This window comes from Burkholderia sp. AU45274 (assembly GCF_030482505.1).
In the GTDB taxonomy this organism is placed as follows: domain Bacteria; phylum Pseudomonadota; class Gammaproteobacteria; order Burkholderiales; family Burkholderiaceae; genus Burkholderia.
On the sequence record NZ_JAUJQE010000015.1, the window covers coordinates 21,877 to 42,585 of the forward strand.

19 protein-coding genes and 1 tRNA gene are annotated in these 20,709 nt (G+C 64.9%); 3 read left to right on the forward strand and 17 right to left on the reverse strand.

All coding sequences use genetic code 11. The features are described from left to right. Positions 1 to 49: 49 nt before the first annotated feature. The 16 genes from nuoI to QZM35_RS33935 all read right to left on the reverse strand — a co-directional run bounded on the left by nuoI (position 50) and on the right by QZM35_RS33935 (position 15,730). Positions 50 to 538, reverse strand: coding sequence for an NADH-quinone oxidoreductase subunit NuoI (nuoI, locus tag QZM35_RS33860; protein WP_011352695.1), 489 nt, complete (start codon positions 536 to 538; stop codon positions 50 to 52). 12 nt (positions 539 to 550) lie between these two features. After that, positions 551 to 1,618 carry an NADH-quinone oxidoreductase subunit NuoH gene (nuoH, locus tag QZM35_RS33865; RefSeq protein WP_011352696.1) on the reverse strand — a complete coding sequence of 356 codons (1,068 nt, stop codon included), beginning with the start codon at positions 1,616 to 1,618 and terminating at the stop codon, positions 551 to 553. Beyond that, positions 1,619 to 3,949, reverse strand: a complete 2,331-nt coding sequence (nuoG, locus tag QZM35_RS33870) for an NADH-quinone oxidoreductase subunit NuoG (RefSeq protein WP_301777571.1) — start codon at positions 3,947 to 3,949, stop codon at positions 1,619 to 1,621. A gap of 82 nt (positions 3,950 to 4,031) precedes the next feature. Beyond that, the gene (gene nuoF / locus QZM35_RS33875; RefSeq protein ID WP_006478267.1) at positions 4,032 to 5,342 is read right to left on the reverse strand and encodes an NADH-quinone oxidoreductase subunit NuoF; all 1,311 of its coding nucleotides are present in this window, start codon (positions 5,340 to 5,342) and stop codon (positions 4,032 to 4,034) included. After that, entirely contained in the window at positions 5,339 to 5,824 is a 486-nt protein-coding gene (nuoE, locus tag QZM35_RS33880) for an NADH-quinone oxidoreductase subunit NuoE (protein ID WP_006750460.1), read from the reverse strand. Before nuoE ends, nuoF begins: the two co-directional genes overlap by 4 nt. A gap of 173 nt (positions 5,825 to 5,997) precedes the next feature. Continuing rightward, positions 5,998 to 7,251 carry an NADH-quinone oxidoreductase subunit D gene (locus QZM35_RS33885; protein ID WP_034184888.1) on the reverse strand — a complete coding sequence of 418 codons (1,254 nt, stop codon included), beginning with the start codon at positions 7,249 to 7,251 and terminating at the stop codon, positions 5,998 to 6,000. A 9-nt stretch (positions 7,252 to 7,260) separates the two neighbouring features. After that, positions 7,261 to 7,863 carry an NADH-quinone oxidoreductase subunit C gene (locus tag QZM35_RS33890; protein WP_043188849.1) on the reverse strand — a complete coding sequence of 201 codons (603 nt, stop codon included), beginning with the start codon at positions 7,861 to 7,863 and terminating at the stop codon, positions 7,261 to 7,263. A 21-nt stretch (positions 7,864 to 7,884) separates the two neighbouring features. Further along, positions 7,885 to 8,364 carry an NADH-quinone oxidoreductase subunit B family protein gene (locus QZM35_RS33895; RefSeq protein WP_006398799.1) on the reverse strand — a complete coding sequence of 160 codons (480 nt, stop codon included), beginning with the start codon at positions 8,362 to 8,364 and terminating at the stop codon, positions 7,885 to 7,887. 62 nt (positions 8,365 to 8,426) lie between these two features. Continuing rightward, positions 8,427 to 8,786 (reverse strand): NADH-quinone oxidoreductase subunit A, encoded by a 360-nt coding sequence (locus QZM35_RS33900; RefSeq protein ID WP_006398798.1) that lies wholly within the window; start codon positions 8,784 to 8,786, stop codon positions 8,427 to 8,429. A 153-nt stretch (positions 8,787 to 8,939) separates the two neighbouring features. Continuing rightward, positions 8,940 to 9,024, reverse strand: a tRNA-Leu gene (locus QZM35_RS33905). Between the two features lie 112 nt (positions 9,025 to 9,136). Beyond that, positions 9,137 to 9,514 (reverse strand): preprotein translocase subunit SecG, encoded by a 378-nt coding sequence (secG, locus tag QZM35_RS33910; protein WP_011352700.1) that lies wholly within the window; start codon positions 9,512 to 9,514, stop codon positions 9,137 to 9,139. Between the two features lie 72 nt (positions 9,515 to 9,586). Next, positions 9,587 to 10,342 carry a triose-phosphate isomerase gene (tpiA, locus tag QZM35_RS33915; protein ID WP_034184885.1) on the reverse strand — a complete coding sequence of 252 codons (756 nt, stop codon included), beginning with the start codon at positions 10,340 to 10,342 and terminating at the stop codon, positions 9,587 to 9,589. 140 nt (positions 10,343 to 10,482) lie between these two features. Beyond that, positions 10,483 to 11,502: an NAD(P)H-quinone oxidoreductase gene (locus tag QZM35_RS33920; protein ID WP_301777572.1), complete on the reverse strand. Its 1,020-nt coding sequence runs from the start codon at positions 11,500 to 11,502 to the stop codon at positions 10,483 to 10,485. Between the two features lie 153 nt (positions 11,503 to 11,655). Beyond that, positions 11,656 to 13,803: a polyribonucleotide nucleotidyltransferase gene (gene pnp / locus QZM35_RS33925; RefSeq protein ID WP_069249336.1), complete on the reverse strand. Its 2,148-nt coding sequence runs from the start codon at positions 13,801 to 13,803 to the stop codon at positions 11,656 to 11,658. A gap of 290 nt (positions 13,804 to 14,093) precedes the next feature. Beyond that, positions 14,094 to 14,363 carry a 30S ribosomal protein S15 gene (rpsO, locus tag QZM35_RS33930; RefSeq protein WP_006398792.1) on the reverse strand — a complete coding sequence of 90 codons (270 nt, stop codon included), beginning with the start codon at positions 14,361 to 14,363 and terminating at the stop codon, positions 14,094 to 14,096. Between the two features lie 107 nt (positions 14,364 to 14,470). Next, entirely contained in the window at positions 14,471 to 15,730 is a 1,260-nt protein-coding gene (locus tag QZM35_RS33935; protein ID WP_301777573.1) for a branched-chain amino acid ABC transporter substrate-binding protein, read from the reverse strand. Between the two features lie 169 nt (positions 15,731 to 15,899). On the opposite strand from QZM35_RS33935, the gene QZM35_RS33940 reads away from it, so the two are divergent. The 3 genes from QZM35_RS33940 (at position 15,900) to QZM35_RS33950 (ending at position 19,024) form a co-directional block, all read left to right on the forward strand. Beyond that, entirely contained in the window at positions 15,900 to 16,412 is a 513-nt protein-coding gene (locus QZM35_RS33940; RefSeq protein ID WP_069248473.1) for a hypothetical protein, read from the forward strand. A 382-nt stretch (positions 16,413 to 16,794) separates the two neighbouring features. Next, positions 16,795 to 17,436 carry a carbonic anhydrase gene (locus QZM35_RS33945; RefSeq protein ID WP_089431491.1) on the forward strand — a complete coding sequence of 214 codons (642 nt, stop codon included), beginning with the start codon at positions 16,795 to 16,797 and terminating at the stop codon, positions 17,434 to 17,436. A 37-nt stretch (positions 17,437 to 17,473) separates the two neighbouring features. Next, complete coding sequence (locus QZM35_RS33950) at positions 17,474 to 19,024, forward strand: SulP family inorganic anion transporter (RefSeq protein ID WP_089425983.1); 1,551 nt, start codon at positions 17,474 to 17,476, stop codon at positions 19,022 to 19,024. 116 nt (positions 19,025 to 19,140) lie between these two features. Here QZM35_RS33950 and QZM35_RS33955 read toward each other — a convergent pair whose 3' ends face one another. Next, positions 19,141 to 20,685, reverse strand: a complete 1,545-nt coding sequence (locus tag QZM35_RS33955) for a 2-isopropylmalate synthase (RefSeq protein ID WP_089425984.1) — start codon at positions 20,683 to 20,685, stop codon at positions 19,141 to 19,143. Positions 20,686 to 20,709: the final 24 nt, after the last annotated feature.

A 20,709-nucleotide genomic window follows, 5' to 3' on the forward strand; every position in this document is an offset into this window, starting at 1 on the left:
CCCGTCGCGGCGGCTCGGCCCTGGCTTCGGGCCGGCACTGCAAACACAATCAACGATACGGCGCGTCGGCGGCCTTCGCCGCGGCGATGTCCTTCTCGTAGCGATCGCCCACCGCGAGCAGCATTTCCTTCGTGAAATACAGGTCGCCGCGCTTTTCGCCGTGGTACTCGAGAATCTGCGTCTCGACGATCGAATCGACCGGGCAGCTCTCTTCGCAGAAACCGCAGAAGATGCACTTCGTCAGGTCGATGTCGTAGCGCGTCGTGCGGCGCGTGTTGTCCGCGCGCGTTTCCGATTCGATCGTGATCGCCATCGCGGGGCACACGGCCTCGCACAGCTTGCACGCGATGCAGCGCTCTTCGCCGTTTTCGTAGCGGCGCAGTGCGTGCAGCCCGCGGAAACGCGGCGAAATCGGCGTCTTTTCTTCCGGGAACTGCACGGTGACCTTGCGCTTGAACGTGTAACGGCCGGTCAGCGCGAGCCCCTGCAGCAGCTCGGTCAGGAAGAAGGTCTTAAAGAAGTGTTGGATTGCGCTCATGATTTCGTCCGATTACTTCACCCAGATGTTGAGCGGCGACATCATCCAGAAGCCGACCACGACCACCCAGACCACCGTGACGGGCAGGAACACCTTCCAGCCCAAGCGCATGATCTGGTCGTAACGGAAACGCGGGAACGTCGCGCGAACCCAGATGAACACCGACAGCAGCGCGAATATCTTCAGCACCAGCCAGAAGATGCCCGGAATGAACGACAGGAATTCGAACGGTGCATCCCAGCCGCCGAGGAACAGCGTCGCGGTCAGCGCCGAGATCACGATCATGTTGATGTACTCGGCGAGGAAGAACAGCGCGAACGCCATACCCGAGTAATCGATCATGTGACCGGCAACGATTTCCGACTCCCCTTCCACCACGTCGAACGGGTGGCGGTTCGTTTCGGCGATGCCCGAGATGAAGTACACGACGAACGCCGGCAGCAGCGGCAGCCAGTTCCACGACAGGAAGTTCACGCCGTGGCCCGCGAAGAAGCCGTGCTGCTGCGAACCGACGATTTCCGACAGGTTCAGGCTGCCGGCCGTCATCAGCACCAGCACCAGCGCGAAGCCCATCGAGATTTCGTACGACACCATCTGTGCCGCGGCGCGCATCGCGCCGAGGAAAGCGTACTTCGAGTTCGATGCCCAGCCGGCGAGAATCACCGCGTACACGCCGATCGACGAGATCGCCATCGCGTACAGCAGGCCCGCGTTCACGTTCGCGAGGACCGCTTCGGCCTGGAACGGGATCACGGCCCACACGGCGAACGCCGGCACGACGGTCATCACCGGTGCGATCAGGTACAGCCAGCGGCTGGCGGCGCTCGGCTGAATGACTTCCTTCAGCAGCAGCTTCAGCACGTCGGCGATCGGCTGCAGCAAGCCGCCGGGGCCGACGCGGTTCGGGCCGAGACGCACGTGCATCCAGCCGATCAGCTTGCGTTCCCACAGAATCAGGTACGCGACGCACAGCAGGATGACGACGGAGACGACGAGGATGCGCACGATTGCCCACACCGTCGGCCATGCGAAGCCGAGAAGCTGGGACCCGCCCGCGTTGATCGTATCGAACAAGCTCATTTACGCCTTCTCCACCACCAGTTCACCGGACAGGCTGCCGAGCGCTGCGCCGGCAGGCGTCGCCGCCGACACGCGAACGACGGTCTCCGCAAGATTCGCGTCGCGCACGGCCGGCAACTGCACCGCACGCTCGCCCTGGCGCACGCGCACCGCGTCGCCTTCCTTCAAGCCCAGCTTGTCGAACAGCGCGGCCGGCAGCGCCGCGGCATTCGCCGCCTTCGCGGCGGCCGTCAGGTGCAGCGCACCTGCGCGGCGCACGAGTGCGTCGGCGTGATAGATCGGCACATCGGCCAGGCGCTCGAAGCCGCCGTTCGCGGCATTCGCCGCGACGCGCACCGGCGCGACCGACGTCTGGTTCGACAGGCGGCTCGCGACGCCGGCATCGCCGAGCGCGGCGAGACGCACTTCTTCCGCGGTCTCGTATTCGAAGTTCGGCAGGCCGAGCAGGCTGCCGAGCACGCGCAGCACCTTCCAGCCCGGACGCGTGTCGCCGAGCGGGCGCACGACGCCGTTGAAGCTCTGCACGGTGCCTTCCGCATTCACGTACGTACCGGCCGTTTCCGTGAACGGCGCAACCGGCAGCAGCACGTCGGCGTAGTCGAGGCCGTGCTTGAACGGCGACATCACGACGACCATCTCGGCCTGGTTCAGCGCGGCAAGCGCCTGCGCCGGATCGGCGGTGTCGAATTCCGGCTCGACGTTCAGCAGCACGTAACCCTTGCGCGGCTGCTCGAACGCTTCGCGCGCGTTCAGGCCGCCTTCGCCGGGCAGTGCGCCGACGACGTGCGCGCCGACCGTGTTCGCTGCTTCCGTCAGGAAGCCGAACGTGGCGCCGATGTTGTCGGCGATCCACTTGGCAACGGCGTGCAGCTTCGCGAATTCCGGATGGCGGACCGCGACGTTGCCGAGCAGCACCGCGCGGCGTTCGCCGTTCGCGAGCGACTGGGCGACAGCCTGCGCGGCCGGCGATGCCGTGACGCCCGCGAGCGTGTCGGGCAGTGCGACGCCGCGCAGTTGCGCGACGGCCGCTGCGATGCCGGCCAGCTGGTCGAGCCATGCCGACGGTGCGGCAACGATGCGCTGCGCGGTCGGGATCAGGGCGTCGTCACCGGTCGCGTGCAGGAAATGCAGCTTCGCGCCGTTCTTCGCGGCCTGACGCAGGCGGGCGGCGAACAGCGGGTGGTCGCGGCGCAGGAACGAACCGACGACGAACGCGGCGTCCACGTTCGACAGGTCGGCGATCGGCATGCCGAGCCACGGTGCGCCCTGGACCGGCGCCGAGAAATCCTGCTGACGCAGACGGAAGTCGACGTTCGGCGTCTTCAGTTCGTTGGCGAGCTGCTTCACGAGGAACAGCTCTTCGGCCGTGCTGTGCGCGCTCGCGAGCATCGCCAGCGCGTTCGCGCCGTGATCCGCGGCGATGCCCTTCAGGCCCTTCGCGACGTATTCGAGTGCGGTCTGCCAGTCGGTCTCGATCCACTGGCCGCCCTGCTTCAGCATCGGCTTCGTCAGGCGCTCTTCGCTGTTGAGGCCTTCATACGAGAAGCGATCCTTGTCCGAGATCCAGCATTCGTTGATGGCTTCGTTCTCGAACGGCAGCACGCGCATCACGCGATTGTTCTTCACCTGCACGACGAGGTTCGCGCCGACGGAATCGTGCGGGCTCACCGACTTGCGGCGCGACAGTTCCCACGTACGGGCGCTGTAGCGGAACGGCTTGCTGGTCAGCGCGCCGACCGGGCACAGGTCGATCATGTTGCCCGACATTTCGGAATCGACCGTCTTGCCGACGAACGTCGTGATTTCCGAGTGCTCGCCGCGGCCCAGCATGCCGAACTCCATCACGCCGGCGATTTCCTGGCCGAAGCGGACGCAGCGCGTGCAGTGGATGCAACGCGACATTTCTTCCATCGAGATCAGCGGGCCCACGTTCTTGTGGAACACCACGCGCTTCTCTTCCGCGTAACGCGACGACGACTTGCCGTAACCGACCGCCAGATCCTGCAGCTGGCATTCGCCGCCCTGATCGCAGATCGGGCAGTCGAGCGGGTGGTTGATGAGGAGGAATTCCATCACCGACTGCTGCGCCTTCACGGCCTTGTCGGATTGCGTATGGACGATCATGCCGGCCGACACGGGGGTCGCGCAGGCAGGCACGGCCTTCGGCATCTTCTCGACTTCGACGAGACACATCCGGCAGTTGGCCGCAACCGACAGTTTCTTGTGATAGCAGAAGTGAGGAATGTACTTGTCCGCCTTGTGCGCAGCCTGGATCACCATGCTGCCTTCGGGCACCTCGACCTTCTTGCCGTCTATTTCAAGTTCAACCATGATGGTGAATGGTCCTTAACCTATTTCCGCCCGTTCGCGCCTTCGCCCGACCGTGCGCTCAAATTCCGCAACCGGGTTCGCTTCAGGCTGCCGCCGCGTGCGCGTGGCCGCCGACCATGCAGTGCTTGTGCTCGACGTGGTACGCGAATTCGTCCCAGTAGTGCTTGAGCATCCCGCGTACCGGCATCGCCGCCGCATCGCCGAGCGCACAGATCGTGCGGCCCATGATGTTCTCGGCCACCGAGTTCAGCAGGTCCAGATCTTCCTGGCGGCCTTCGCCGTGCTCGATACGGTTCACGACGCGATACAGCCAGCCGGTGCCTTCACGGCACGGCGTGCACTGGCCGCACGATTCCTCGTAGTAGAAGTACGACAGGCGCAGCAGCGAGCGCACCATGCAGCGCGTCTCGTCCATCACGATCACCGCGCCGGAACCGAGCATCGAGCCCGCCTTCGCGATCGAATCGTAGTCGAGATCCGTCTGCATCATGATGTCGCCCGGGATCACCGGCGCCGACGAACCGCCCGGAATCACGGCCTTGATCTTCTTGCCGCCGCGCATCCCGCCGGCGAGCTCCATCAGCGTCGCGAACGGCGTGCCGAGCGGCACTTCGTAGTTGCCCGGACGCTCGACGTCGCCCGACACCGAGAAAATCTTCGTGCCGCCGTTGTTCGGCTTGCCGATCTCGAGGTAATTCTGCGGCCCGATGGACAGCAGGAACGGCACCGCGGCGAACGTCTCGGTGTTGTTGATCGTGGTGGGCTTGCCGTACACGCCGAAGCTCGCCGGGAACGGCGGCTTGAAGCGCGGCTGGCCCTTCTTGCCTTCGAGCGACTCGAGCAGTGCCGTTTCTTCGCCGCAGATGTACGCGCCGTAACCGTGGTGCGCGTGCAGCTGGAACGAGAATTCCGAGCCCATGATGTTGTCGCCGAGGAACCCCGCGGCGCGCGCTTCATCGAGCGCGGCTTCGAAGCGTCGATACACTTCGAAGATTTCGCCGTGGATGTAGTTGTAGCCGACGGTGATGCCCATCGCGTACGCGCCGATGGCCATGCCTTCGATCAGCGCGTGCGGGTTCCAGCGCAGGATGTCGCGATCCTTGAACGTGCCCGGCTCGCCTTCGTCCGAGTTGCAGACGAGGTACTTCTGCCCCGGGAACTGGCGCGGCATGAAGCTCCACTTCAGGCCGGTCGGGAAGCCCGCACCGCCACGGCCACGCAGGCCCGACGCCTTCACGTCGGCGATCACCTGCTCGGGCGGAATCTTTTCTTCGAGAATGCGGCGCAGCTGCTTGTAGCCGCCGCGCGCGACGTAATCTTCGAGATGCCAGTTCTCGCCGTTCAGACCAGCGAGGATCAGCGGTTTGATGTGACGGTCGTGGAGGGACGTCATTTCGAGAGCTCCTCAAGCAGCTGGTCGATCTTCTCGCGGCTCATGAAGCTGCACATTCTGTGATTGTTCACCAGCAGCACCGGCGCATCGCCGCACGAGCCCATGCATTCGCCTTCCTTCAGCGTGAACTTGCCGTCGGGCGTGGTCTCGCCGAAGCCGATGCCCAGCTTCTGTTTCAGGTAGTCGGCAGTCGCTTCCGCGCCACCGTCCGGGCCGAGCTGGCACGGCAGGTTCGTGCAGAGCGTGATCTTGTGCTTGCCGACCGGGTTGAGCTCGTACATCGTGTAGAACGTCGCGACTTCCTGCACGGCAACGGCCGGCATGCCGAGATAGTCCGCGACGAACTGCATCAGTTCGGGCGACAGCCAGCCGTGCTCTTCTTGAGCCACGGCCAACGCCGACATCACGGCGGACTGTTTCTGATCGGCGGGATACTTCGTCAACGCTCGATCGATTTCCTTCAGGCCTTCAGCTGAGATCATTTTCAGACACGACTCTTTCAATTCCTACCGAACGAACAACCTGCCGCACACTGGGGTGCATGGACGGCAGACCTGGCGCTCACTCTGTTGACAGCTTGCGAAGCCGCGCCGGTTCAGCGCGCATCGCGTGTGACTTGCTGCTCGCCGCCCGCTCGCGCGGGCGGCGCTAACCATTAGCGATCGATTTCGCCGAACACGATGTCCTGCGTACCGATGATCGTGACGGCGTCGGCGATCATGTGACCGCGTGCCATTTCGTCGAGCGACGCCAGGTGCGCGAAACCCGGTGCGCGAATCTTGAGGCGATACGGCTTGTTGGCACCATCCGACACGAGGTAGATGCCGAACTCACCCTTCGGATGCTCGACCGCCGCGTACGCTTCGCCTTCCGGCACATGGAAACCTTCGGTGAAGAGCTTGAAGTGGTGAATCAAGTCTTCCATGTTGGTCTTCATGCCGACGCGCGACGGCGGTGCAACCTTGTGATTGTCCGTCATCACGGGGCCCGGATTCTTGCGGAGCCACTCAATACACTGTTTCGCGATGCGGATCGACTGGCGCATTTCTTCGACGCGCACCAGATAGCGGTCGTAGCAATCGCCGTTCACGCCGACCGGCACGTCGAAATCCATGCGATCGTACACTTCGTACGGCTGCTTCTTGCGCAGATCCCAGGCGATGCCCGAGCCGCGCAGCATCGGGCCCGTCAGGCCCATCTGCAGCGCACGCTCCGGGCTGACCACGCCGATCCCGACCAGACGCTGTTTCCAGATCCGGTTGTCGGTGAGCAGCGTTTCGTATTCGTCGACGCACTTCGGGAAGCGCGTGAAGAAATCGTCGATGAAGTCGAGCACCGAGCCGCTGCGCGCTTCGTTCATCTTCGCGAGCGCCTTCTCGTTGCGAATCTTCGACGCCTTGTATTGCGGCATTGCGTCAGGCAGATCGCGATAGACGCCGCCCGGACGGTAGTACGCCGCGTGCATCCGGGCGCCGGACACCGCTTCGTACACGTCCATCAGGTCTTCCCGCTCGCGGAACGCGTACAGGAACACGGCCATCGCGCCGACGTCGAGCGCGTGCGCGCCGATCCACATCAGGTGGTTCAGCACGCGCGTGATTTCGTCGAACAGCACGCGGATGTACTGCGCGCGCTCCGGCACGTCGATGCCGAGCAGCTTTTCGATCGCGAGCACGTAGCCGTGCTCGTTGACCATCATCGACACGTAGTCGAGACGGTCCATGTACGGCACGGACTGGATGAACGTCTTGGATTCCGCGAGCTTTTCCGTCGCGCGGTGCAGCAGGCCGATGTGCGGATCGGCACGCTGGATGACTTCGCCGTCGAGCTCGAGCACGAGGCGCAGCACGCCGTGCGCTGCCGGGTGCTGCGGGCCGAAGTTGAGCGTGTAGTTCTTGATTTCTGCCATGACGCCCCCTTAATGTTTCAGACCGCCATAGCGATCCTCGCGGATCACGCGCGGCGTGATTTCGCGCGGCTCGATCGTCACCGGCTGGTACACGACCCGCTTTTCTTCCGGGTCGTAACGCATTTCGACATAGCCCGACACCGGGAAGTCCTTGCGGAACGGGTGGCCGATGAAGCCGTAGTCGGTGAGGATGCGGCGCAGGTCGGGGTGACCTTCGAACACGATGCCGTACAGGTCGAACGCTTCGCGCTCGTACCAGTTCGCGGAGGTCCAGATGTCGACCAGCGATGCCACGATCGGCAGGTCGTCGTCCGGTGCGAATGCACGCAGGCGCAGGCGCCAGTTGTTCGTGACCGACAGCAGGTGCGACACGGCCGCGAAACGCGGGCCGTCGTAGGCGCCGTCGCCGAAGGTCTGGTAGTCGACGCCGCACAGGTCGATCAGTTGCTCGAAACGGAGCTTCGGATCGTCGCGCAGCATCTTTGCGACTTCGAGGTAATCGCTCGCCTTCACGACGAGCGTCAGTTCACCGATCGCTTCGGTGAGGCTCACCACGCGCGCGCCGAGCGCGGCTTCGAGGTTTGCCTTGAGGGTCTCGATTTTGCTTGCCATATTGAGGGGACGCTCGGGGCTTTATTGACGGGCGATGGTATTGGTGCGGCGGATCTTCGCCTGAAGCTGGATCACGCCGTAGACCAGCGCCTCGGCCGTGGGCGGACAGCCCGGCACGTAGACGTCGACCGGCACGATCCGGTCGCAGCCGCGGACCACCGAGTACGAGTAGTGGTAGTAGCCACCGCCGTTCGCGCACGATCCCATCGAGATCACCCAGCGCGGCTCGGCCATCTGGTCGTACACGCGGCGCAGCGCGGGCGCCATCTTGTTGCAGAGCGTGCCGGCGACGATCATCACGTCCGACTGGCGCGGGCTCGGGCGGAACACGACGCCGAACCGGTCCAGGTCGTAACGGGCCGCGCCCGCATGCATCATTTCGACGGCGCAACACGCGAGCCCGAACGTCATCGGCCACAGCGAGCCGGTACGCGTCCAGTTGATCAGCTTGTCAGCCGTCGTGGTGACAAACCCTTCCTTCAAGACCCCTTCGATACTCATTTGCTTTCCACTCCAGACGAGCGACCGAGCGTGGCCGCCCATGCAAACCGGCGATTAACCCATCACTCCCAGTCGAGGCCGCCTTTCTTCCAGATATAGGCAAAGCCCAGCAGGAATTCGAGCAGAAAAATCATCATTGCGATGAAACCCGGCCAGCCGATATCCCGGAGCGCGACGCCCCACGGAAACAGGAATGCGGTTTCGAGATCGAAGATGATGAACAGGATGGCGACGAGGTAGTACCGGACGTCGAATTTCATCCGGGCGTCTTCAAAGGCTTCGAAGCCGCACTCGTACGGTGCGTTCTTCTCGACGTCCGGCTTGTTGGGACCAAGGAGCTTGCCGATGCTGACCAGCGCTATACCTAAACCAGTGCCCACGAGGAGGAACAACAAGACGGGGTAATAGGCTGCGAGGTTCAAGGCAATCCTCTATCGGTTGGTTCTGAGCGTCCGGAGAATACCACTTCCGGCGGAAGGAATCATTTCGGAGTGCAGGCGATCGCAAGACAACCGCAAGCACACCCCAGAAATGAAAAATGCCAGCCACTAGAAGCGGCTGGCATTGAGTAACTTTGGTGCCGACGGCGAGACTCGAACTCGCACAGCTTTCGCCACTACCCCCTCAAGATAGCGTGTCTACCAATTTCACCACGTCGGCACTGCATGCAACCGGGGTTGTAACTACTTGTTTCCCGCGAATCGCTTCAAGAATTAAATTCTAACCCGACTTCGAGATTTGTTCAACGCACAATCGCAAAAAATTTAACTTTTTATTTCGGGACGTCCTGGCCCGGCGCGCTTGCAGCCGAACCTGCTGCAGCGGACGCCGCGACGGCCGGCGCCGATGCTGCAGGCGCCGATGCCGGTGCGGTCGCGACCCCACCCAGCACGCCCGCCGACGGCGTCGACTTGTACGAACCGAGGTACGTCAGCGCGAGCGTCGCGACGAAGAAGATCGTCGCGAGAATGCCCGTCGTACGCGACAGGAAGTTCGCCGAGCCCGTTGCACCAAACAGGCTGCCCGATGCGCCGCTGCCGAACGCAGCGCCCATGTCGGCACCCTTGCCGTGCTGCAACAGCACGAGACCAATCACACCAAGTGCAGACAGCACCTGCACCACAATAATCAGCGTCTTGAATAACAGCATCACACCCACCCGAATGGATCAGGCGACCGGACCGACCGGCCGCCGTCATGGTTCAATTCGATCTCGGACCGCTCAGCGCGCGGCCCGGCAGATCGCCAGGAAATCTTCCGCCTTCAGCGACGCGCCGCCGATCAGGCCACCGTCGATGTCCGGCTGCGCAAACAGCTCTTCCGCGTTGTCCGGCTTCACGCTGCCGCCGTACAGCACGGACACGTCCGCCGCACCCTTTGCCGCGAGACGCGCACGCAGGAACGCGTGCACGTCCTGCGCCTGCGCCGACGTCGCGCTCTTGCCCGTGCCGATCGCCCAGACCGGCTCGTACGCGACGACGATGCGCGCGGCCTCGTCGGCCGTCAGCACGGCCAGCACTGCGTCGAGCTGCGCACCGACCACCTGCTCGGTCGCGCCCGACTCACGCTCGTCGAGCGTCTCGCCGACGCACACGACCGGCGTGAGCCCCGCCGCGAGCGCGCGCTGCGTCTTCGCCGCGACCGTCTCGTTGCGTTCGCCGTGATACGCGCGGCGCTCCGAGTGACCGACGATCGCATAGCGTGCGCCGAACTCCGCGACCATGGCTGCCGCCACTTCACCGGTGAACGCGCCCTGCTCGTGCGCCGACACGTCCTGCGCCCCCCAGGCGACACGGCCGCCGTCGAGCTGCGCCTGAACCTGCGCGAGATACGGGAACGGCACGCACACGCCGACCGACGTCTCGGCCGCCACCGCGCCCGCGCCCTGCACCACTTCGTTCAGCAATGCCTGGTTGCCGGCCAGCCGGCCGTGCATCTTCCAGTTGCCGATCACACGCTTAGTTCTCTGTTTCGACATCGTGTCTGTCTCGTCACCGCTTGGTCATTAACGCGCCGGAACCGGCCGTCAGGTTTGATCTGGCGAAGCAAACCGGCGATTTTACTGCGCGCGGCTTGAACCGGTCAAACCGCGCATGTCAAGCCCGGCCGCATGGGCCGTCAGGCGTTCGCACCCCAATCGAGCACGATCTTGCCGGTATGCTCGCTGCTTTCCATCAGCGCATGCGCCTGCGCGGCGTCCGCCGCCGGCAACACGCGATAGATCACCGGCTTGATGCGGCCGTCGGCAAGCAGCGGCCACACGCGCGCCTTCAATTGCGCGGCGATCTGCGCCTTGAATTCGACCGGACGCGGGCGCAGCGTCGAACCCGTGATGGTCAGCCGGCGACGCAGGATCTCGCCCAGGTTGACGTCGGCCTTCGCGCCGCCGAGCAGCGCGATCAGCACGAGGCGGCCGCCATCCGCGAGCGCGGACAGTTCGCGCGGCACGTACGAGCCCGCGACCATGTCGAGGATCACGTCGACGCCGCGATCGTGCGTCAGCGACTTCACGACCTCGACGAAGTCTTCCGTCTTGTAGTTGATCGCACGCTCCGCGCCGAGCGCCTCGCACGCACGGCACTTGTCGGCAGTACCGGCCGTCGCGAACACGCGAAAGCCGAGCGCATGCGCGATCTGGATCGCCGTCACGCCGATGCCGCTCGAGCCGCCCTGCACGAGCAGCGTTTCCTGCTCGCCGCCCTCGCCCGCGCCGAGCTGCGCGCGGTCGAACACGTTGCTCCACACCGTGAAAAACGTCTCGGGCAGCGATGCGGCCTCGATATCGGTGAGCCCGTCGGGCACCGGCAGGCATTGCAGCAGCGGCGCGACCGCATATTCCGCATAGCCGCCGCCCGCGAGCAGTGCACACACGCGATCGCCGAGCTTCAGGCCGAACGGGTTCTGAGCGGCGTCGGACAGGTCGCCGCCGACGATCTCGCCCGCGACCTCGAGGCCCGGCAGATCCGACGCACCCGGCGGCGGCGCATACGCCCCCTTGCGCTGGAACACGTCGGGCCGGTTCACGCCGGAAGCCGCCACCTTGATCAGCACTTCGCCGCGCTTCGGTTCGGGGCGCGGACGCTCCGCAAGCTTCAGCACGTCGGGGGCGCCGAACTCGGTGATTTCGATGGCTTTCATGGTGAGGGTCGCTCCAGGATCAGGATCGGAATCGGATGGCGCACCCGCACGCGGCACGGGGCGCCTTGCCGGCGCTGCTGCGCCGCACAACGATGCTACAGAAAAAACGGCCGGCACGCTTTCGCACTGCCGGCCGTTGATCCGCCTATCCGCTTACTGCTGCGGCGGCGTGTCCGACTGCGACGCTGCCGCTGCTTCGTTCAGCAGCGCCTTCGCCGACAAACGCACGCGACCCTTTTCGTCCGTCTGGATGACCTTGACCTTCACTTGCTGGCCTTCCTTCAGGTAGTCGTTGATGTCCTTCACACGCTCGTTGACGATTTCCGAGATGTGCAGCAGGCCATCCTTGCCCGGCAGCAGGTTCACGATCGCGCCGAAATCGAGCAGCTTCAGAACCGTGCCTTCGTACACCTGACCAACTTCGATCTCGGCCGTGATCTGCTCGATGCGCTTCTTCGCTTCGGCCATGCCGTCGCTGTTCGTGCTCGCGATCGTCACGACGCCGTCGTCGGAGATGTCGATGGTCGTGCCGGTTTCTTCCGTCAACGCGCGGATCACCGAACCGCCCTTGCCGATCACGTCGCGGATCTTTTCCGGGTTGATCTTGATCGTGATCATGCGCGGCGCGAATTCCGACAGTTGCGTGTTCGCACCCGAAACCGCCGACGTCATCTTGCCGAGGATGTGCATGCGGCCTTCCTTCGCCTGCGCGAGCGCGACCTGCATGATTTCCTTCGTGATGCCCTGGATCTTGATGTCCATCTGCAGCGCCGTCACGCCTTGTTCCGTGCCGGCCACCTTGAAGTCCATGTCGCCGAGGTGGTCTTCGTCGCCGAGGATGTCGGTCAGCACCGCGAACTTGTTGCCTTCGAGGATCAGGCCCATCGCGATACCCGCGACGTGTGCCTTCATCGGCACGCCGGCGTCCATCAGCGCGAGGCAGCCGCCGCACACCGACGCCATCGACGACGAACCGTTCGATTCGGTGATTTCCGACACGACGCGGATCGAGTAGCCGAATTCGTCGGCGCTCGGCAGGCACTTGACCAGTGCGCGCTTCGCGAGGCGGCCGTGGCCGATTTCGCGGCGCTTCGGCGAGCCGACGCGGCCCGTTTCGCCGGTCGCGAACGGGGGCATGTTGTAGTGGAGCATGAAGCGCTCGCGGTACTCGCCTTCGAGCGCGTCGATGATCTGCTCGTCACCCTTCGTGCCGAGCGTCGCGACGACCAGCGCCTGCGTCTCGCCGCGCGTGAACAGCGCCGAGCCGTGGGTACGCGGCAGCACACCGGTGCGGATTTCGATCGGGCGCACGGTGCGCGTGTCGCGGCCGTCGATGCGCGGCTCGCCGTTCAGGATCTGCGAACGGACGATCTTCGCCTCGATGTCGAACAGCACGTTGCCGACCGTTGCCTTGTCGGCTGCGACCGTACCGGCTGCCAGCGCATCTTCCTCGAGCTTCGCCGAGGTTGCTGCGTAGACTTCCTTCAGCTTGGTCGAGCGTGCCTGCTTGTCGCGGAGCTGGTAAGCAGCGAGCAGGTCGTTCTGTGCCAGCTCGGTCACGCGAGCGATCAGCGCTTCGTTCTTCGGCGCCGGCTGCCAGTCCCACTCGGGCTTGCCGCCTTCGCGAACCAGTTCGTGGATCGCGTCGATCGCGACCTGCATTTGCTCGTGGCCGAACACCACGGCGCCCAGCATCACTTCTTCCGACAGCTGATCGGCTTCCGATTCGACCATCAGCACGGCACGCTCCGTACCTGCGACGACGAGGTCGAGGCTCGACGCCTTGATCTGGTCACGCGTCGGGTTCAGCACGTATGCGTTGTCGATGTACGCCACGCGCGCGGCACCGACCGGGCCGTTGAACGGCAGGCCCGACACGGCGAGCGCAGCCGATGCGCCGATCAGCGCGGGGATGTCCGCCGGGATTTCCGGGTTCACGGACAGCACGTGGATCACGACCTGGACTTCGTTGTAGAAGCCTTCCGGGAACAGCGGGCGCAGCGGACGGTCGATCAGGCGCGACGTCAGCGTCTCGTGCTCCGACGGACGGCCTTCGCGACGGAAGAAGCCGCCCGGGATCTTGCCGGCCGAGTAGGTCTTCTCGAGGTAGTCGACGGTCAGCGGGAAGAAATCCTGACCCGGCTTCGCCGACTTCGCGCCGACGACGGTTGCCAGCACGACGGTGTCTTCGACGTCGACGATCACGGCGCCGCTTGCCTGGCGAGCGACTTCACCGGTTTCGAGGCGCACCTTGTGCTGGCCCCACTGGAATTCCTTCACGACCTTGTTGAACATGGACATGGTTGCTCCTTTGAATTCATGCATTTCATTCGCCGCGCCGGCCATCCCGCGCGGCGGCGTCCCGACCGAATCACCCGGAGCAAGGTGTGTTTTTTATGCCATTCCAGCGCGGCGCTCATGCAGCGACGCGCTGGAATGACACAAATCCTGCCCCGGTATCAGTCGTTGCGGCAGCCCGGCACAACCGTGCCGGACAGCCTGCGGTGCGTGTGACGCTACGCACCGCGCAAAAACAAAATGCCTGTATCAGCGGACTGACACAGGCATCTTGCTGGCGGCAATCGCCTCGATTACTTACGCAGACCCAGCTTCTCGATCAGTGCGCGGTAACGGTCGGCATCCTTGCCCTTGAGGTAGTCGAGCAGCTTGCGGCGGCGGCTCACCATGCGCAGCAGGCCGCGGCGGCTGTGGTGATCCTTCGCGTGGGTCTTGAAGTGACCCGTCAGTTCGACGATACGTGCGGTCAGCAGTGCGACCTGGACTTCGGGGCTCCCCGTGTCGTTGGTACCGCGGGCGAACTGAGCAACAACTTCCGACTTCTTGATATCTGCAACAGACATGTGATTTCCTTTCTAACTGAACAGGCGGACACGGAAGAATGGCCGTGCCGTGACTTACAACCGGCGCGCATTGTAGCACAACTCCGCGCCGTTCTTACCGCCTCCTGTCACGGGCGCGTCATCGAACAGGCGGACGGCATCTCCGTGCGCGGCGCCGGCACCGCGAGCACCGTGCGGAAGCCGTAGCCCGAACCCTCGTTGTCGAAGCGCACACCCGGCGTGCCGACCTTGTCCATCTCCATCACGTAAAGGGGCTGGATCAGCTGGTGATCCTGCGCGCGCATCTTCGACGCGTGGAAGCCGTCGTCGAACGACAGGCCCTCGAGCGCGCGTGCGACCGCGACGGGGTCGGCGGAACCCGCGCGGTTCATCGCGGCGGCCAGCATCTCGATCATCAGGCTCATCCGTCGCACCGGATAGTCGTCCTGGGCGGCCGGAAAACGGCTCCGGAACGCGCGGTAGAACGCATCCGATTTCGCGCCGCCCGCGTTCGGATGCCAGTCCGCCACGGCCACGACCCGTCCGACACCGGCATCGCCGAGTGCCGCCGGCGCACCGAGGCTGTTGCCGTAGAAGGTATAGAACTTCGCATTCAGCCCCTGCTCGCGCGCCGCCTTCACGAGCAGCGTGAGGTCGTTGCCCCAGTTGCCGGTCACGACGGCGTCGGCGCCGCTCGCGCGGATCTTCGCGATGTACGGCGAGAAATCCTTGATCCGGCCGATCGGGTGGAATTCGTCGCCGGCGATCGTCACGTCCGGGCGCCGCGCGACCAGCACCTGCCGGGCGAGCACGCTGACGTCGCGGCCGAAGCTGTAGTCCTGGTTCAGCAGGTAGACCTTGTGGAGCGCGCGGTCGCGCGCCATCACGTCCGCGAGCGCGGCCATCCGCATGCCCGCGTGAGCATCGAAACGGAAATGCCAGAAACTGCAGCGTGCGCCGGTCAGCGCCGGATCGTCGGCCGAATAGTTGAGGAACAGCATCCGGTTGTCCGGATCGCGCGCGTTCAGCTTGTCGAGCGCCGCGACGAGCGCGGCGGCGACGGCCGAACTGTTGCCCTGCGTGACGAACCCGATATGGCGGTCCGCGGCCGCGCGCAACTGCACGAGCGCCTCCTCGGGGCTCCCTTTGCTGTCGAGCACCACGAGTTCGAGCGGATGCGCGCCATCGCGCAGCTTCACGCCGCCCGCCGCGTTGACCTGCTCGACGCCGAAGCGCAGGTTGCGCTCGACCGCCGCGCCCGCATTCGCGAACGGGCCCGACATCCCTTCGATCAGCGCGATCCGCACCGGCTCGCCGCCGGCAAACGCCGACGACACCAGCATCCATCCCGCGCTCAACGCGAGCGCACACCGCTTCCACCCCTGCATCGGCCACCTGCCCTTCAATCTGCCCGAGAAGCGCGGATCATAGGCCGGCGCCCCCGCCGCCCGCAAGCGCGACGCGCCCGGCGATCCGCACCGATTTTTTCCACGCGATGCGCCGTCGCACGCCGTCCGTGATAAAACGGGACTTGTTTCCGTGTTCTGGAGAATCCCCATGCGCATTCGCATTTCCGCGCGCCTGCCGGTGCTGGTCGCCAGCGCCGCCGCGCTGCTGGCCGGTTGCGCGCAACCGTGGCAGCAATACCAGGCCGGCCAGGACGAGTCGGCGATCGTCGCACGCATGGGCCCGCCGCGCGAAATCTACGACCTGCCCGGCGGCGGCAAGCGCCTGATGTGGCCGACCCAGCCGATGGGCGAAATCACCATCGCGGCCGACGTTGACGCGGCCCACAAGATCGTCAACGTGCGCCAGGTCCTGCAGCCGAACGAGTTCTATCGCGCGGAGATCGGCAAGTGGACGAAGACCGACGTCCTCGTGAACTTCGGACGCCCCGTCGAGACGTCCTACTTCCCGCTGATGAAGCGCGAGGTGTGGACTTACCGGTATCTCGAGGACAACGTCTGGTACATGATGTACAGCTTCTACTTCGATCCGCAGGGCATCCTGCGCATCACGCAGAAAACGCCCGACCCGCTGCACGACCCCGACCGCCGCAACCTGTTCTGACCGATTACGCATTTACGCGCAATATTCAGCATGGCCATTCACGAATCATTGCGTGAATGGCCATTTCCTTTTTTCCGCTTCCCGATTAATTCGGAAAATGCGACGGAAATCTTTTCCGATCGATGACATTCCGATGGCACCTCGCTGACATCCCCGTCATACGGGCCTTTGCGCGGAAACAGGCATGCGCGGTGCATGTCATGCGGCGAATTGGTGCATGCAATGCACTACGCCAAATCAATTTGAAACAAATTGTTTCATCACCCCCGAAGTGCTAGGGCATACCCCTAATATCAGTCGAAAAACAACCTTTCAATTTAGAAAGAATGCCATTGCGACATTTTTGCCGATATTCGTTTGCCTTTATCACAAAGGAGTCCTCATGAATCGCCCCAAGAGCATGCTGGTTGCCAACATCGCCTGGGCCCGCGAGACGCGTGAATACACGCCCGGCTTCTTCGACGCGCTCGCGCGCGGCCAGAATCCGCGCGTGCTGTGGATCGGCTGCGCCGACAGCCGCGTGCCGGCCGAGACCATCACGCACTGCGCGCCCGGCGAGTTGTTCGTCCATCGCAACATCGCGAACCTGTTTCATCCCGACGACGACAATTCCGCCAGCGTCCTCGAGTACGCGGTGCGCGTGCTGCAGGTCGACCACGTGATCGTGTGCGGGCACTACGGATGCGGCGGCGTACGCGCGTCGCTGCTGCCGCCGCCGTCCGACCTGCCGCACGTCGCGCGCCGCATCGCGCCGCTCTGCGCGCTCGCGCGGCGCCATCGCGACACGCTGGACGGGCTTGACGACGCGGCCGCCGCCGACCGCCTCGCCGAACTCAACGTGCTCGAACAGGTGAGGCTGCTGCGCGCGTCCCCGATCGTGCAGGGCCGCGAACGGCCGCCGCTCGTGCACGGCTGGATCTTTTCGCTCGCCGACGGCCGCCTGCAGGAACTCGATTCCGGCTACACCACGCCGTCCGCCGACGTCGAACCCGTGCAGGCCGCGACGGCCGGCGCGCTCGGCTGACCTACCCCGCCCCCAAGCCAATGAAATCGCCCCAACCATGAAACTGAACGAGCGCCTGTCCACCCTGCCGCGCGACGTTGTCGCCGGCGTCGTCGTTTTCCTCGTCGCGCTGCCGCTGTGTCTCGGCATCGCCAATGCATCCGGCGTCGAACCGTTCGCCGGGCTCGTGTCCGGGATCGTCGGCGGCATCGTCGTCGCGCTGCTGAGCGGCTCGTCGCTGTCCGTCAGCGGGCCGGCCGCCGGCCTCGTCGTGATCGTCGTCGAAGGCATCGCGCAACTCGGCAGCTTCTCCGCGTTCCTGCTCGCGGTGCTGCTGTCCGGCGTGCTGCAGTTCGGGTTCGGCATGCTGCGCGCCGGCCGCTTCGCCGCCTACGTGCCGTCGCCCGTCATCAAGGGCATGCTCGCCGCGATCGGCCTGCTGCTGATCGTTAAGCAGATTCCGTTTGCCTTCGGTATCGGCGGGTCAGCCGCGCAATCGTTTGCGAATTGGCCGGGCCTGCCGGTCGCGTGGGCCGCGACGGCCATCGCGCTCGCCTCGCTCGCGCTGCTGGTCGCGTGGGACACGCCCGCGCTGCGCCGCTTTGCGCTGGTGCGCGCGGTGCCGGCCCCGCTTGCAGTGGTCGTGCTGGGGATCGGCGCCACGCTCGTGCTGAGCGTCGTCGCGCCGTCAGTTGCGCCGGGCGCCGCCCATCGCGTGACGCTGCCCGAACTCGGATCGTTCGCGGCCTTCGCGGCGTCGCTCAAGCATGCGGAGCTCGGCCCGAACTTCGCGCAGCTCGTCAATCCTGACGTGTGGCGGGTCGCGATCACGCTTGCGGTCGTCGCGAGCCTCGAGACGCTGCTGAGCCTCGAAGCGGTCGAGCAGATCGACCCGAAGCGCCGGCCGACCCAGCCTGACCGCGAGCTCAAGGCCCAGGGCGTCGGCAATCTCGTCGCGGGCGCGGTCGGCGGGCTGCCGATCACGTCGGTGATCGTGCGCAGCTCGGTGAACGTCAATGCGGGCGCGCAAAGCCGGATGTCGGCGATCGTGCACGGGATGCTGCTGCTCGCGAGCGTGTTCGCGCTCACCGGCCTGATCAACCTGATCCCGCTCGCGAGCCTGGCCGCGATCCTGATCCACACCGGCTTCAAGCTCGCGAAACCGGCGCTGTTCCGCTCGGTGCTGAAACAGGGGCCGGCCGCATTCGTGCCGTTCGCCGCGACGATCGCCGGCGTGCTCGCGGTCGACCTGCTGTTCGGCATCGCGCTCGGCCTCGCCTGCAGCGTGCTGGCGGTCGCCGTCGCGAACCTGAAGAGTCCCGTCACGCTCGCGCAGCACGACGACCACTTCCTGCTGTCGTTCCGCAAGGACGTGTCGTTTCTCGGCAAGGTGCAGGTCAAGCATCACCTGCGGCACATTCCCGACCGCGCCGCGGTGATCATCGACGCGACGCGCGCCGACTACATCGATCACGACGTGCTCGAACTGCTCGACGCGTTCGTCGCCGATGCGCCGCGACGCGGGATCGCGGTCGAGTTCCGGCGGCGCAGCCCGGCGCCGCGCACGGCCGCGCGCCGCTGGCTGTTCCGTGCGCCGGCTGCCGAATGAGCCGTGGATGAGTGGGTACATGAAAAAACACCCCAAAGGTCGGATCAAAAATCCAACTTTTGGGGTGCAGTTCAGCGGCACAGGGCCGCACCGGGCGTTTCGGGGACGCGCTGCGCTTACGAGCGCTGCGGATTGACCTTGTCGTCCTTCGAATGCAGCTTGTTCAGTGCGGAGATGTAAGCCTTCGCGGATGCGGCGACGATGTCCGGATCGGTGCCGACGCCGTTGACGATCCGCCCGCTCTTCGACAGCCGGACGGTCACTTCGCCCTGCGCCTGCGTGCCGGTCGTGATCGCGTTCACCGAGTACAGCAGCAGTTCGGAACCGCTGCCGACTTCGCTCTCGATCGCATTGAACGTCGCGTCGACCGGGCCGTTGCCGCGCGCCTCACCGGTCACTTCCTTGCCTTCGACCGCGAACACGATTTTCGCCTGCGGTTGCTCGCCCGTCTCCGAACGCTGCGACAGCGACACGAACTTGAAGTGCTCCTGCTCGTGCGCGAGCGCCGATTCCTCGGACACGATCGCGATGATGTCTTCGTCGAAGATCTCGGCCTTGCGATCGGCCAGATCCTTGAAGCGCATGAACGCGGCATTGAGTTCGCTCTCGCTGTCGAGCGATACGCCGAGTTCCTGCAGGCGCTGCTTGAACGCGTTACGGCCCGACAGCTTGCCGAGGACGATCTTGTTCGCGGTCCAGCCCACGTCTTCCGCGCGCATGATCTCGTAGGTGTCGCGGGCCTTCAGCACGCCGTCCTGGTGAATGCCCGACGCATGCGCGAACGCGTTCGCGCCGACCACCGCCTTGTTCGGCTGCACGACGAAGCCGGTGATCTGCGACACGAGCTTCGACGTCGGCACGATCTGCGTCGTGTCGATGCCGACGTCGAGGCCGAAGTAGTCCTTGCGGGTCTTCACGGCCATCACGATTTCTTCGAGCGACGTGTTGCCCGCGCGCTCGCCGAGGCCGTTGATCGTGCACTCGATCTGGCGCGCACCGCCGATCTTCACGCCGGCGAGCGAGTTCGCCACCGCCATCCCGAGATCGTTGTGGCAATGCACCGAGAAGATCGCCTTGTCCGAGTTCGGAATGCGCTCCCGCAGCGTCTTCACGAGGTTGCCGTACAGCTCCGGCACGCCGTAGCCGACCGTATCGGCGATGTTGATCGTCGTCGCGCCTTCCGCGATCACGGCTTCCAGCACGCGGCACAGGAAGTCGAGATCCGAGCGGCTGCCGTCTTCCGGCGAGAATTCGACGTTGTCGGTGAACTTGCGCGCGAAGCGCACCGCGAGACGCGCCTGCTCGAACACCTGGTCCGGCGTCATCCGCAGCTTCTTCTCCATGTGCAGCGGCGACGTCGCGATGAACGTGTGGATCCGCGCGCTGTTGGCCGGCTTCAGCGCGTCGGCCGCACGCTGGATGTCCTTGTCGTTGGCGCGCGCCAGCGAGCAGATCGTGCTGTCCTTCACGAGACCGGCGATCGTGTGGATCGCGTCGAAATCGCCGTTCGAGCTGGCCGCGAAGCCGGCCTCGATCACGTCGACCTTCATCCGCTCGAGGTGCTTCGCGATGCGGATTTTCTCTTCCTTCGTCATCGACGCACCGGGCGATTGTTCGCCGTCACGCAACGTCGTATCGAAAATGATCAGCTTGTCTGTCATGGGGGGCTCCAGGGCTCTTTATAC